General features: G+C 39.5%; 12 protein-coding genes. 8 read left to right on the top strand and 4 right to left on the bottom strand.

The genetic code is table 11. The features are described from left to right. The first annotated feature begins 103 nt into the window (after positions 1 to 103). The 3 genes from JKG61_RS13850 (at position 104) to JKG61_RS13840 (ending at position 6,211) form a co-directional block, all read left to right on the top strand. Positions 104 to 3,847: an ATP-binding protein gene (locus JKG61_RS13850; protein ID WP_202103558.1), complete on the top strand. Its 3,744-nt coding sequence runs from the start codon at positions 104 to 106 to the stop codon at positions 3,845 to 3,847. An 81-nt stretch (positions 3,848 to 3,928) separates the two neighbouring features. Beyond that, complete coding sequence (locus tag JKG61_RS13845; protein WP_202103557.1) at positions 3,929 to 5,110, top strand: C1 family peptidase; 1,182 nt, start codon at positions 3,929 to 3,931, stop codon at positions 5,108 to 5,110. 294 nt (positions 5,111 to 5,404) lie between these two features. Further along, the gene (locus JKG61_RS13840; RefSeq protein WP_202103556.1) at positions 5,405 to 6,211 is read left to right on the top strand and encodes an META domain-containing protein; all 807 of its coding nucleotides are present in this window, start codon (positions 5,405 to 5,407) and stop codon (positions 6,209 to 6,211) included. A gap of 59 nt (positions 6,212 to 6,270) precedes the next feature. On the opposite strand, the gene cysM is transcribed toward JKG61_RS13840, so the two are convergent. From cysM to JKG61_RS13820, 4 genes are read right to left on the bottom strand one after another with little or no spacing between them, the layout of a single operon-like run. Then, complete coding sequence (cysM, locus tag JKG61_RS13835; protein WP_202103555.1) at positions 6,271 to 7,143, bottom strand: cysteine synthase CysM; 873 nt, start codon at positions 7,141 to 7,143, stop codon at positions 6,271 to 6,273. Then, positions 7,143 to 7,970, bottom strand: a complete 828-nt coding sequence (locus JKG61_RS13830; protein WP_202103554.1) for a serine O-acetyltransferase — start codon at positions 7,968 to 7,970, stop codon at positions 7,143 to 7,145. Before JKG61_RS13830 ends, cysM begins: the two co-directional genes overlap by 1 nt. Before the next feature lie 27 nt (positions 7,971 to 7,997). Further along, positions 7,998 to 8,381, bottom strand: a complete 384-nt coding sequence (locus JKG61_RS13825; protein WP_202103553.1) for a DUF3037 domain-containing protein — start codon at positions 8,379 to 8,381, stop codon at positions 7,998 to 8,000. Next, complete coding sequence (locus tag JKG61_RS13820) at positions 8,359 to 9,156, bottom strand: HipA family kinase (protein WP_202103552.1); 798 nt, start codon at positions 9,154 to 9,156, stop codon at positions 8,359 to 8,361. The genes JKG61_RS13825 and JKG61_RS13820 overlap by 23 nt, the downstream gene beginning before the upstream one ends. Positions 9,157 to 9,544: 388 nt before the next feature. On the opposite strand from JKG61_RS13820, the gene JKG61_RS13815 reads away from it, so the two are divergent. From JKG61_RS13815 to JKG61_RS13795, 5 genes are all read left to right on the top strand, one after another. Beyond that, positions 9,545 to 10,753: a BT_3928 family protein gene (locus JKG61_RS13815; protein ID WP_202103551.1), complete on the top strand. Its 1,209-nt coding sequence runs from the start codon at positions 9,545 to 9,547 to the stop codon at positions 10,751 to 10,753. Next, a complete protein-coding gene (locus JKG61_RS13810) occupies positions 10,753 to 11,277 on the top strand; it encodes a shikimate kinase (protein WP_202103550.1) in 525 nt (174 codons plus the stop codon). Before JKG61_RS13815 ends, JKG61_RS13810 begins: the two co-directional genes overlap by 1 nt. After that, positions 11,277 to 12,242 carry a glycerophosphodiester phosphodiesterase family protein gene (locus tag JKG61_RS13805; protein ID WP_202103549.1) on the top strand — a complete coding sequence of 322 codons (966 nt, stop codon included), beginning with the start codon at positions 11,277 to 11,279 and terminating at the stop codon, positions 12,240 to 12,242. Before JKG61_RS13810 ends, JKG61_RS13805 begins: the two co-directional genes overlap by 1 nt. 3 nt (positions 12,243 to 12,245) lie before the next feature. Beyond that, positions 12,246 to 12,956: an ATP-binding cassette domain-containing protein gene (locus tag JKG61_RS13800; protein ID WP_202103548.1), complete on the top strand. Its 711-nt coding sequence runs from the start codon at positions 12,246 to 12,248 to the stop codon at positions 12,954 to 12,956. 63 nt (positions 12,957 to 13,019) lie between these two features. Further along, the gene (locus JKG61_RS13795) at positions 13,020 to 13,601 is read left to right on the top strand and encodes a porin family protein (RefSeq protein ID WP_202103547.1); all 582 of its coding nucleotides are present in this window, start codon (positions 13,020 to 13,022) and stop codon (positions 13,599 to 13,601) included. Positions 13,602 to 13,678 lie beyond the last annotated feature (77 nt).

Genomic DNA, 13,678 nt, shown 5'->3' with positions numbered 1-13,678 from the left:
ATCTTCTATCCACATTTGTATACTAGCCTTTAATACATTATTTTTAACCTCAGTAATTTAAAGGCAGACCCGCTTTGTGCTAATCTGCAAATTGTCCGTTGTAATGAAGAATAACCTTCGCATTCTTTTATTGGTATTGACGCTATTGTTTATTGCAACAGCATTTTCGATCCGGAAGTCTATAACTGAAACCGACATTTTAGATCTAGACACCAAGTACCTTACCGAAAACCTAAGGTCACGAGAGAAGCTAATAGATAGAATTTTCGCAGACTCTTTATACCTCAAGACATTTGTCAACAGTGACCGGTATCCGCTACAGTTGAAGGAAATATCAAAGCGGTACGAAGAAGACAATGTTTACCTGTACCTATACAAGAATAAAAAACCAGTATTCTGGTCATCGAACATGTATGTACCAGAAACTGAGGCCGGTCTGAAAAACAACATCACTTTCATTAAGACAGAAAATTTTTCTTTTGTCGTCAAAAAAAAGGTAATAAGCGAGGATATTAGTGTGTTAGCACTAATTCCTATAGAGCGAAGCTTTAATGCTTCTAGTGGCTATTTAAAGACTACCCAATTTTTCAGCTTCCTTAAGACAGATAATCTCCGCTTGGCCAACTTTGGTGATTCCGAAAATATCCGGAATATATATGCGCAGGATAATACTTTTTTGTTTTCTGTCAAACTCAAGGAAGGAAAACACAATAGTATCTTTCTTAAAATACAATTGATCTGCTGGATTCTAGGCACCCTATGTTTTGTGATTTGGGTAAATGGCACTTGTCTGCAGATGGCACGAAAAGGATACCCTTCTCTATCCATCGTTATTTTAGTTTTTACTTTTTTTTTAGTCCGCATTGTAGATATAGAGACTAATTGGTTCACGCAATACTCTAGCTTAGACATTTTTGATCCGAGGTACTATGCATATAGTTATCTTTCGCCCAATCTTTGGTCTTTCCTAATCAATAATATCGCTATATTCTGGGTACTCTGTTTCGCAAAAAATATTAAAGATCACTGGCGCACTCCTTCCAAGCTGAAAGAAAAAAACATAGGAGTATTGGTTTACTACCTACTGTTATCTGCTTTATACCTATGTTTTCATTGGGGGTTCAATCAAGTGACCACACTGATAACACATTCACCGATTACACATAAGGATTTTGTGCAGATTTTCTATCTAGATCCTCAAACATTTACCCATGTTGTAATCTACTGCCTCAGTATCCTTTCACTTATCTATCTGACAGATCTAGTACTTTCATTTGGTAAATCTGTCTGTGGCAAAGCAACATTGAATATCAATATTCAACTCATCACGATCGTACAGTTTTTAATCCTAGGAGCAATAAATCAAGATTTCAGCCTATTTAATGTATTGGTCGGGATTCTTATTATGGTACGGTCATTCGATTACTCGATGCTCAAGGGCAATAATCTGTCAACACATGTGGTATCTCTGGTTTCCTTGGCTTTGATATCTACAATCAAGTATGCCGAAGCCGTCAAGGAAACACAGCAGGAACACATGAAATTCACACTGACAACACTCGAATCCGATGATGATGTGGAAGCGATATCGCGTTTTTCTGACATGGAATACAACCTTTCTAATGATCAACAGCTAAGACACCTTATTGAAATATCTCTTCCTAATCCAAACACGAAGATGATCAATGAATACATCAAGCAAAAATATCTCGGAGGTTACCTTTCCAAATATGAATTCCGTGGTTATTATTATTATAACGAGGTGCCTCTAGGCATATATAACAGCAATAAAATAGAAGAGTATAGAGAAAAGGTTATCAACAAATCGATCAAAGTAAACGAGACGGATCTATTTTACAAGGTAAAAACTGAAATTGGAACGTATGAATACTTCTGTGTGATTAGCTTTCCTATCGGCTATGAACAAAGTATTTCATTGATTCTAGATTTCAAAAGTAAAGCGTTCAACCCTAATTTTCCATTTCCTGTACTGACAGACTCTCAATCAGCAGAAGGTTTCAGCCCACAACGGGTGATTAAAGACAGCTTTGCTCTCTATAAAAATGGCACTCTAGTCACACAAAACGGAAAATACACATATCCAAATTCAGACAGCAACTATCCGCAAACCGTTCATGAATTTATCTATCTCGATGACAATAATGGTTATTACCATATTATCTATAAGCCAAACAGAGAAACGACTATAATGGTCAGCAAGCCATATCACTCGTACTGGCAATATATTGCGGTAGCTTCATTAGCTTTTCTAACACTGTATTTAGCTCTGGCTGTTTCTAAGTTTCTACTGGTAATTGCCCCTAAATATATCCGTCAAGATTTTAAATTACGTAATATCAGCTATCAATTACGGGTTATCTTTTCCAGAATAAGGTATAGTACACGGATTCAGACGCTAGTGATTTCTTCGGTTTTGATTGCTATTGTTATCTCTGGTCTGATTACTTTTTTCAGTATCAGTTACCAATCACAAAAAAATATAGAAAGTCAACGGCTCAATTATATCTCGGAGCTTGTCACGAAACTGGAAACCAAGGCGCTGATAGATACAGTGGGTGATGCCACAGCAGACTTAAAAGCATTGATGACTTCTATGTCAGATGTCGTAATCAGTGATTTTAATCTTTACGACAAAAATGGAAAGCTGTTCTTCACAACACAGCCCAAGATATATGATCAAAAATTGGTTTCCGAATACATCAACCCTGAAGCATTCATCACACTCAATGTATTGAAAAAGACAGAGACGCAAAACAACGAATCTATCGGTGACTTTAGTTACGTTTCTTCTTATGCAACTATCCGTAATTCCAATTACCATACTGTCGCTTATCTAGGGATTCCTTACTTCGACTCTAGTGCTAATGATTCCGAAAGCAGGAGCATTCTGCTAAATACAATATTGAACGTATATACTATCATCATCATCGTTTTTGTCTTTCTGTCAGTTTACATCTCCAATAAGATTACGGAACCTCTACAGATTATCCGAAAGAAATTATCGCAGACAAATCTTGGTGGTAAGCAGAATGAGCCTCTATATTGGGAAAAAAATGATGAGATCGGCGTGTTGGTCAAAGAATATAACTTCATGTTGGTAAAACTGGAAGAAAATGCGAAGCAGTTACGTAATGCCGAACGGGAAAGTGCTTGGCGAGAAATGGCTAAACAGGTTGCACATGAAATTAAAAACCCATTGACACCAATGAAGCTTGGCATCCAGCAGCTGAGCCGGTCGTTTTATGAAAATGACCCGCGCCTCACCGAACGGTTCCAAAAAATATCTACCTCTTTTATTCAGCAAATCGATGCATTATCACATATCGCATCGGAGTTCTCTGCTTTCGCAAAACTACCAGACACAAATCTTGTACCAATAGATTTGATTGCCAAAATCAACAAATCACTGAACGTCTACAATAATAACCAGAATACCGCGATTGTTTTTGAAAATCACACTAAGTTACAAAAGATAATTGTACTTGGCGATAGGGATCAACTCTTGCGCTCTTTCAATAATCTATTAAAAAATGCAATAGAAGCGACCTCACGTCGCAGGAAACACAAAATAAACATACAAGCTTATTTATTGGACGATGATCGGGTTCAGATTATTGTACATGATAATGGCGACGGTATATCTCAAGATGTTGTCCCTAATATATTCAGCCCTAACTTTACAACTAAAAGTTCGGGGACAGGGTTAGGTCTTGCATTTGTAAAGCAAACCATCGATGGCATGGGAGGGAAAATAACTTTCCAAACTGAAATCAATATCGGTACTTCTTTTTTTATCGAAATTCCATTATACAAAGTCCCGCAATAGCATCATAATATTTTTACACAACAGGGTTCTCAACACTTATAATAAACATCTATATTAGCATTAAATTAATATACTCGTAATATGAATTGGAGAAAATCTCTATTTATCGCCGCAGCGATGTTTGCTACAACGCATACATTTGCTCAAGATAATTTAATCAATGCCCTTAAAAATAATGTAAGTGACAAAAGCAAAGATGGATTTGTCTTTACACAGTTAATCAACTTAGGAAATACGTCTATCAAAGATCAAGGTTCTTCAGGCACGTGCTGGTCTTACTCAGGTAACTCATTCTTAGAGTCCGAAATGATTCGTCAAGGAAAACAACCGGTAGAGATTTCCCAGATATACACAGCGTATTATACCTATTTGGAAAAAGCAAAAACCTATGTAAGACTGCATGGTGACCAAGCTCAAGGTGAAGGAGGTCAGCTACATGATGTATTGACTATTTTCCGTAAATATGGCGCGGTACCTCGCGAGGTATACACTGGCCTACGTGAAGGACAGACACGCAATAATTTCTCTGAAATGTCTACACTGATCCAGGGCATGAATGAAAACATCGTTAAGAGCAAGAAACTGACTCCTACTTGGCAAAAAGCAATTACTGGAGTAATGGATTCCTATTTGGGTGTTCCGCCTCAATCATTCCCGTACAAAGGTAAGACTTACACACCACGCACTTGGGCTGATCAAGTTGTCGGTATCAACCCTGACGACTATGTTGGCATCAGTTCATTCAAAGAGCATACTTATTACAAGCCATTCGTACTATTGATCCAAGATAACTGGTCGTTCGAGAGCTTCTATAATGTGAAAATGAATGATCTAACAAGCATCATTGATAACGCATTACAAAACGGGTATACCGTAGCATGGGCAAGTGATGTTTCTGAAAAATACTTCAGCTGGAAAAATGGTGTCGCATTTGTTCCTGAAAAAGACATGGATATGATGAGCAAAGAAGAACTTGGCGATCTATTCAATGGTCCAAAAGCAGAAGCAAAAATTACGGAAGACCAACGCCAAGCCGCATACGATGATTATTCTACAACAGATGACCACGGCATGCATATCGTAGGTATGGTAAAAGACCAAAATGGAAAAGAGTACTACATTGTTAAAAACTCTTGGGGGGAATCCAATGACTATAAAGGATACCTTTATGTAACAAAGGAATATGTACGCTACAAAACCATCTCTATCTTACTACATAAAGATGGGATTCAAAAAGAAATCAAGTCGAAATTGGGAATCTAAACCTCATAGAAGGAAAAGCCTGCTAATAAATATTAGCAGGTTTTTTTTGTTAAAGTACTGTCCAACAAAACATTTTCGCTAAAATTATGTTTTTCTCTTAAAACATCGATGACGGGCTGTAGCAAATAAAGGATTCTGTTCGTTGTGATAACAAAGAGTATACAATAATTAAAAACATATGAAATATCCATGTAGCAGTTACCGCACAAACACGAAAGAGTGTAATTATTTCGTGAGCTCGTTACACGCGGTTTGGATATTCCATATGGCTGCTGAAAATCAAATTAAAAACATATGAAATTATCATTTATTAAAATAAACAGGAGCTTTATCGTTCTCGCTACAGTGATCAGTTTAGGTATAAGTAGCTGTGCAATAAAAAAATCAGGAGCAGATAAGAATATGAATGCGGCACTATTCGACACGAAATGGCAATTGACAGAACTAAATGGTAAGCCTGTTCCAAATGAGGTAAATGGAAAACAGCCTTTTATGTCTTTTGAAAAAAATGAAAATCGCTACTCCGCAAGTGGAGGGTGTAATGGTATTGGTGGTACATTCGAATTAAAATCGACGAAAAAGATAAAATTTTCGCAAGGTATGTCAACTATGATGGCTTGTCCAGATATGAGTGTTGAGCAAGGAATCAACCAGATGTTGGGTAAAGTCGATAACTTTGAGTTAGCCGGAGGTTTATTGACTCTAAAACAAGGTGCTACCCCAGTAGCAAAAATGAAAGCTTCTACAGTGGCCTCTACAAGCGCAGCCCTAGAAGGAACCTGGGTGATGGATTATGTCCTATACACTAGTGAAACCTTTCAGGCCCTATACCCGGAGCAAAAACCGACAATCACATTCACCACAGCAGAGAACAAAGTGAATGGCAACAGCAGCTGTAATAACTTCTTTGGAGAATACAAAACGAGTGAAGGTAACCGTATTAAATTTGGTGCTCTAGGTATGACTCGTATGTTCTGCCCTGGAAACGGAGAGTCTGTTTTTGTGAAGAATCTAGAAAAGGTAACCCGCTATTCGGTATCGGCAGGCATATTGACCTTTATCAGTGATGATATCGTCGTAATGCGTTTCAGAAAGAAATAAAACTATTATAACTAAAAGAGCCTGTATTGGTACAGGCTCTTTTAGTTATAATATCATCCCTATCCAAATAAATTGGAACTCAAATAGCGATCTCCACGGTCACAAGCAATAAATACGATTACGCCATGCTCCAATTCACTCGCCACCTGTAAGGCCGCCTGCATCGCACCACCGGTACTCATACCCGCAAAAACACCTTCGAGACGTGCCAGCTCTCTAGAGCGCTTAACGGCATCTTTTTCGTCTACATCAATGACACGATTGACACGCGAGGGGTCGAAAATCTTAGGTAGATAGGCCTTTGGCCATCGTCGAATACCGGGAATGGAGGATTCTTCTGTAGGTTGACAGCCTACAATCTGAATAGCTGGATTTTTGTCTTTGAGAAACATCGAACAGCCCATAATGGTACCTGTAGTCCCCATAGCACTCACAAAATGGGTAATCTCTCCCTTTGTATCCTGCCAGATCTCGGGGCCCGTAGTCTTCACGTGAGCGAGATAATTATCAGGGTTAGCAAATTGATTCAAAATAAACACGCCCTCTTTGGCCGCTTTTTCCTCCGCGTAATCTCGACATATCTCCATAGACTCCAACAGGGTGACTCTAGCCCCGAAAGCTTCCATCGTAAGCGTACGTTCCCTAGTAGAGGTAGCAGGCATGACCAATTCGAGGTCTAAGCCATACATACTGGCAATCATAGCCAAAGCAATACCTGTATTGCCACTCGTAGCTTCAATCAGCCGATCTCCCTTTTTTATATCGCCACGCTCCATCGCAGAACGAATCATGTTCAACGCAGGTCGGTCTTTAACAGAACCTGCAGGGTTATTCCCCTCCAACTTGGCATAAATCTTCACGTTTGGATTGGTATGGAATTGTGTAATTTCTACCAAAGGGGTATTTCCTATTGTATCGATAATATTTCCCATTATACAGTCGGTTTGGTTTCTATAAATTTTGAGTTGGGCTGATGGTATACCGTCGTGTAGGGTTCTACACTGTTCGTTAACCACACATTCCCACCAATGATGGAGTAATCGCCAATCTTGGTTTCTCCTCCAAGAATAGTAGCTCCAGCATAAATGATAACATGATTCCCTATGATGGGATGTCGCTGTACGTTGGCAAAGGATTTCTCCACACTAAGCGCTCCCAAAGTGACCCCTTGATACAGCTTGACATGACTCCCTATGATAGAAGTCTCGCCTATGACTAAGCCTGTCCCATGGTCTATGTACAAGTAGGGACCTATCTGTGCGCCAGGGTGAATATCAATCCCTGTTTTTGAATGCGCATATTCGGTCAATATCCTTGGAATCAAGGGTATTCCCAATTGAAGTAGCTGATGAGCTAATCGATAGATACTAATAGCCATAAATCCAGGATAGGTACGAATTACTTCCCGCAGGCTCTGCGCCGCTGGATCTCCATCCATAATGGCCTGTGCGTCGGTATTCATTACCTCATAAATGCTAGGGAGCAACGTAAAAAAGCGTTTGGCTATAGCTTGATTGTCACAATGTGAGCAAGCTTTGGTTTTTAATAGAAGTTCAAAAAGTTCAGATTCAGCCTGATCAAATGCCAACATCATTTCATCTATACTTCCGAAACTCCTAGAGTTACGTTCAGGAAACAATAGATCTAATAGATTCCTTGCCCAAGCGGCAATACGCCCGTTCGAAGGCATATCCTGCACCTCGAGTTGCTTTAAAAACAATTGTTGATAAAACGCTATAACCTCATTTCCCTTCATCATTCAAATATACTATTAATACTACCAACATTATAGAATTAATTTATCAAACAACTCTTGATGAGTCTGTTCGGCAGAAACGCACATCCCAGGATGTGTCACTGAACATTGTATCAGTGTACTCCTATTTGCCGTAAGCCATCTAAACCGTTCGGGCTGATCTAGCCGGGCGATACTTCCAGCATCTCTATCCCCAATACAAATGCGGCGAAAAGAGTTTAAATGTTCCTTAATCATCGAGATATCTATATCAGCATATAGTGCTTTTATTTTCGTTTCATCTACATATATCTTGACATCAGCATAGCGTTGCTTTCTACAATAGAGCGCTACTCCCACATTCACAAACTCCTCCCGTTCGACACGAGGAACGACCCGTACTACGGCATACTCATATACTGTTCTTTCGCTCATTTTCTATTTGATTAAGAAATACATCAGACTGTGCTAGTCTTCCCAATAAAAACTTTCTGTAGACCTCACGTACTTCATCTGGACCAAGCATTCTTCCTTCTTCTGCCAACCATTCGTCAGGGATAGCATCCAAGACAGCAGTGATTGTATCAACATCAAAACTCGCCCTATACTTGCTATCAACCTCCCTAACCTGTGTCGCTCTATTCAACAGCACGTGATCTTTGATCTGTATAAAGGGCCTGGTCATCTGCTCTTCCCAATTGTCCCAAGAATGGTGAAAATAGAGCGAAGCACCGTGATCAATCAACCAAAGTTCCTTATGCCAGATCAACATGTTTGTATTACGCGCAGTGCGATCCACATTCATCAATAAGGCATCCAACCAAACAATTTTAGAAGCCTCCTCTTCATTGACAACATCAACATTAGCATCAAACGTAATGGCACCGTTAAGAAAGTGTACACCTAGATTCTTCCCGACAGAGAAACGTAACAAGTCCTGAATCTCTTCATCCGGTTCCATCCGCGCAAATGATTCGTCCAACTCTGCAAATACCATCTCGGGCATACGAAGTCCCAATAGACGTGCCAGCTCCCCTCCTATAAACTCGGCCACTAGCGCTTTCTTACCTTGTCCGGCTCCTCTAAACTTAATAACGTAACTAAATCCATCGTCTGCATCAACCAACCCAGGTAATGATCCCCCTTCCCTAAAGGGTTGTATATACCGGGTGATATTAACATCACGTATTTCTATTTTATTAGTCCCCATTTGCATTGCTGTATATCTCTTGTAAAACAAAAATTCATAGCTCTAATCTAATCCAAAAATCTTGACTTATCGATAGAAAAAAACAAAACATACAGTTTTGTGACTAACAAACAAGCAGATTTCTAGCTATATTTGTTTTTTATCGAAAAATAATACGAATTAGAGAAAATGAATATAAATACAGAAAAAAACATCTTAATGCGACGCTATAAAGACCTTTTTAGAAACAAAAAGAGTTATAATTTCACTGCCCATGATTTATATATCATAACCATTGGCTCTTAGAATTATATGATAAAATTATGCTCATGAGAGCGACAATAAAAGTGCGCTCATTATGCTATTTACGTTATTTTTAAAACGGGTTTTGCCGATAAAAACAAATAAAATGTCTAATACATCCTACTATGCTCCGTTAAAAAACAACAAATATTCACCAGACTTCCTATTATGGATATCGCGGTTGTTTGTTGGGTTCCTATTTATATTTTCTGGATTAATAAAAGCCAATGATCCCATGGGATTTGGCTATAAATTACAAGAGTATTTCCATGTGCTCTATCTTAACTTTCTAAACGATTATGCCACATGGATTGCCGTAGCTATCTGTGCTTTTGAAATCATTCTAGGGGCTTTACTGGTATTAGGTATTGCCGGTAGAAAAGTCGCTTGGGGATTACTCCTATTAATAATATTTTTCACTTTTCTTACGTTTTACTCTGCCTTCTTCGAGGTGGTAAGCTCGTGTGGTTGTTTTGGAGATGCTATTCCACTGACCCCATGGCAATCCTTTATCAAGGATCTTATCTTACTTATTTTCATCTTGGTAATCTTTGCCAAACGAAAAAAAATAGAACCATTGGTTGCCAGCTCTTTCACCAATAACCTCTTAAGCTTTTTTGTTATTATCCTATCTTTTGGCATCGGTATATACACTATCAGCTACTTACCTTTTGTTGATTTTTTACCCTATAAAGAGGGAAATAATATTCCTAAGCTCATGGAAATACCTGAAGGTGCAGAACAAGATGAATATGAACACATCTACGCACTTAAGAACAAGACGACGAATGAAGAGAAAAAGATGACAGACAAGGAGTATATGGATCAAAAAATTTGGGAAGATGAGAATTGGGAAGTCATTGGTGAACCCGAATCAAAACTTATCAAAAAAGGTTACCAAGTACCTATTCCGGATCTGATCATCTCAGATGCTGAAGGAAATGACTTAACGCAGGAAGTCATCAACAACCCCTATTACAACTTTGTGGTAACAAGTGTCGACGTTACCAAGCTTTCGCCCTCGGATCTAGTGGCATTAGATAGAATCAATCAGACTATCCGTGCGCTGTCTACTGATTTTAACATCCGAGCGATCTTATTAACAGCTAGTTCCGCCAATGACGTCAGCTACCTCGATGATCAACTCGACCTGGTGTTAGAAACATTCTATGCAGACGCAGTGCCACTGAAAAGTATGGTCCGCTCTAACCCGGGCATTATGTTACTGCAAAACGGCACCGTTATAAAGAAATGGTCTAAGCATGCTTTCCCTAGCAAAGAAAAGTTAATAGAAACCTATTTAAAAACGCAGTAATGGTTAGACCGATTTTCATCGTTGGATTCATGGGAAGTGGAAAAACCACATTAGGAAAAAAGATTGCTGCCGCCATGGGGAGACCATTTGTTGATCTCGACCACGAAATTGTAGCTCATATAGGCATGAGTATCCCCGAGTACTTTAACATGCACGGTGAAATTCACTTTAGAGTACTGGAAAGTGAATTTCTGAAGAAGCAAAAAGGAAAAAACGCTATTATTTCTACTGGAGGAGGGACACCTTGTTTTTTTGACAATATGCAATGGATTGTCGAAAATGGGATAGCCTTGTATTTACAACACAGTCCGAAATCGCTCTGGTCTCGGCTCAGCAAATCCGATGTCAACAAAAGACCTGTTCTAAAGGGGCTGAATGGAGATGAGCTGCTCACATTTATAGAGACGAAGTTGGAAGAACGGATTCCGTTCTATAGTCAAGCGCAAGTCAGCGTGGATCAGATACAAACCTCCTTAGAGGAGGTTGTGCAACAGCTAAAACATTACCAAATTTATACCGACTGATGAAATTCAACTCCCTATATCTTTTGTCCCTCTCATTCGTGATTTTCGCGACGGGTTGTTTTCGTAATAGCAGCACAACAGAGACGAAGATTAGGGAACAGGAAAACAGCTTATTCAGCAAGAGCACCTTTGAGCTGAATACAGTAGAGGATCTCTACCAATTTCTGACGTATACTGAATCGGCCTATCCGTTGGTCAGTGCACACCGCGGTGGACCTAGCGCCGGATATCCCGAGAACGCTATAGAAACATTCAGCCGCCTCGCCAACAAGATGCCTGCTATTATTGAATGTGATATCCGCCTTTCGAAAGACTCTATTTTGGTACTCATGCATGATGAGACTTTAGAAAGAACGACAACAGGTAAAGGCCGTGTCAATAAGTTGAACCTGACAGACCTTAAAGAACTGAAACTTAAAGACCCAGAAGGAAAGGTCACCTCCTATCGTATCCCGACTCTAGAAGAAGCTTTGATATGGGGCAGAGGAAAGGTTATCTTTACCCTAGATGCTAAAAATGACATCCCCTACCAACTGCTCTCCGATGTAATTACCAAGACCGATGCACAATCTTACAGCGTGGTAATTACCTATAGCAGCAAACAAGCTAAAGCATTGTATCGTATCAACCCCGATCTGATGATTTCTGCCAGTATTAAGTCGGTAGATGACTTAACTCGACTAGCTGCTCAGGGAATTCCCGACAATAGAATTATCGCTTTTATAGGGATACAACAACCTAAAGAAGAGCTGGTAACGACCTTACACCAACATGGCATCAAAACAATATTGGGCACATTGGGTAACCTTGATCGACAAGCAGAACAGCGAGGCTACCAAACCTATGCAGAATATATTGAAAAAGGAGCAGATGTGTTAAGTACTGACCGTCCCTTTGAAGCGCATAAAGCATTAGATTATTATATCCGAAAGCGAAATATCACTTCGCCTTATATACGTCATTAAATCATGTCGATTGAAGTCAGGGAACTCACAAAAAGCTATAATCAACAAAAAGCTTTAGATGCCATCTCGTTTACCACGGGGAGTAATCACATTATCGGATTTTTAGGTCCCAATGGAGCTGGGAAATCGACCACGATGAAAATCCTTACGGGCATCATTCCGATCGAACAGGGATCCTGCAGTATCAATGGTCTGGATATCCAAGAAAACCCTTTGTCTACCAAAAGATCGATTGGCTATCTACCAGAGAGTAATCCACTCTATAGTGACATGTATGTGCAAGAGATATTACACTTTGAAGCTCGCCTCCATAACCTTCCAAATAGCACACAAAGAGTGCAGGAAGTAATTGCAATGACAGGTTTACAGGCTGAACAGCACAAGAGAATAGCGCAACTGTCCAAAGGCTTCAAGCAGCGCGTCGGACTAGCTCTAGCAATAATACATGATCCAGAGGTCTTGATTCTTGATGAACCAACGACTGGACTCGACCCCAATCAGATTATCGAGATTCGTACTTTAATCCAACAATTGTCAACAAACAAGACGGTGTTCTTATCGACACATATTATGCAAGAAGTAGAAGTCTTGTGCCAAGAAATTATCATTATCCATAAAGGACAAATAAAAGATCACTTCTTGTCTGTAGATAGAGAGGATAAATATCCTGGCCTCCATATGGAAGATATTTTTGTGAAACTCACAAACCCATAAAACAAGATTACTGTTTGATTGTTGTAGATATATGGAATTTGTTATAATTAAAAACTAATGGATATGAAGAAAAAACTACTTACAGCGGCCTTAATGCTTGGCGTTTTTGGGTATACCAACGCGCAAGAAATTAAAACAGTACCTCAACATTCGGCAAATGTTGGTCTTACCCCAATAAAAGAAGGTAATTGGATGGTCGGTGGATCTGTCGGAAATCTAGGCTATAGCTTCGAATCCGAAGCATTCAATATACAATTGAATCCTAGAGCTGGTTATTTTATTGCGGACGGTCTCGCTTTGGGAGCACAAGCGACTTTAGGTGTAGGTACAGCTAAAGATGAAAAAACGGACTGGAATTATGGTATCGCCCCTTTTGTTCGTTATTATTTCCCGCGTGGTGCAAGCGCTACTGGTCGTTTCTTCGGTCAAGGTGATGTTGGGTTAGCTGGGAGCTCAAGAGGTAAAGGTACATCATTTGCTTTTGGCATCAATGCAGGATATGCACACTTTATCACACAAACTGTAGCTTTAGAAGCTATGGCAGGCTATAACTATTCCAAAGCGAATGTCAACGTCGGAGATAAAGCGACCGGCTTGGGAGTCAGTCTAGGATTCCAGATTTATCTGCCCGGTAAAAGCAGATAATTTTAAAGGTATTTATCACATATGAACAGCATGGGTCTCTGACTCGTGCTGTCTTGCTTTCTAACATACATTTTCCT

The organism is Sphingobacterium faecale (assembly GCF_016746095.1).
GTDB lineage: Bacteria > Bacteroidota > Bacteroidia > Sphingobacteriales > Sphingobacteriaceae > Sphingobacterium > Sphingobacterium faecale.
This window is presented reverse-complemented; position numbering and strand designations above follow the sequence as displayed.

Coding starts and splice junctions, on each gene's coding strand:
- JKG61_RS13815 (WP_202103551.1), top strand. CDS start 9,545: ATGTCTAATACATCCTACTATGCTCCGTTAAAAAACAACAAATATTCA.
- cysM (WP_202103555.1), bottom strand. CDS start 7,143: ATGGGAAATATTATCGATACAATAGGAAATACCCCTTTGGTAGAAATT.
- JKG61_RS13805 (WP_202103549.1), top strand. CDS start 11,277: ATGAAATTCAACTCCCTATATCTTTTGTCCCTCTCATTCGTGATTTTC.
- JKG61_RS13830 (WP_202103554.1), bottom strand. CDS start 7,970: ATGATGAAGGGAAATGAGGTTATAGCGTTTTATCAACAATTGTTTTTA.
- JKG61_RS13800 (WP_202103548.1), top strand. CDS start 12,246: ATGTCGATTGAAGTCAGGGAACTCACAAAAAGCTATAATCAACAAAAA.
- JKG61_RS13840 (WP_202103556.1), top strand. CDS start 5,405: ATGAAATTATCATTTATTAAAATAAACAGGAGCTTTATCGTTCTCGCT.
- JKG61_RS13845 (WP_202103557.1), top strand. CDS start 3,929: ATGAATTGGAGAAAATCTCTATTTATCGCCGCAGCGATGTTTGCTACA.
- JKG61_RS13795 (WP_202103547.1), top strand. CDS start 13,020: ATGAAGAAAAAACTACTTACAGCGGCCTTAATGCTTGGCGTTTTTGGG.
- JKG61_RS13810 (WP_202103550.1), top strand. CDS start 10,753: ATGGTTAGACCGATTTTCATCGTTGGATTCATGGGAAGTGGAAAAACC.
- JKG61_RS13850 (WP_202103558.1), top strand. CDS start 104: ATGAAGAATAACCTTCGCATTCTTTTATTGGTATTGACGCTATTGTTT.
- JKG61_RS13825 (WP_202103553.1), bottom strand. CDS start 8,381: ATGAGCGAAAGAACAGTATATGAGTATGCCGTAGTACGGGTCGTTCCT.
- JKG61_RS13820 (WP_202103552.1), bottom strand. CDS start 9,156: ATGGGGACTAATAAAATAGAAATACGTGATGTTAATATCACCCGGTAT.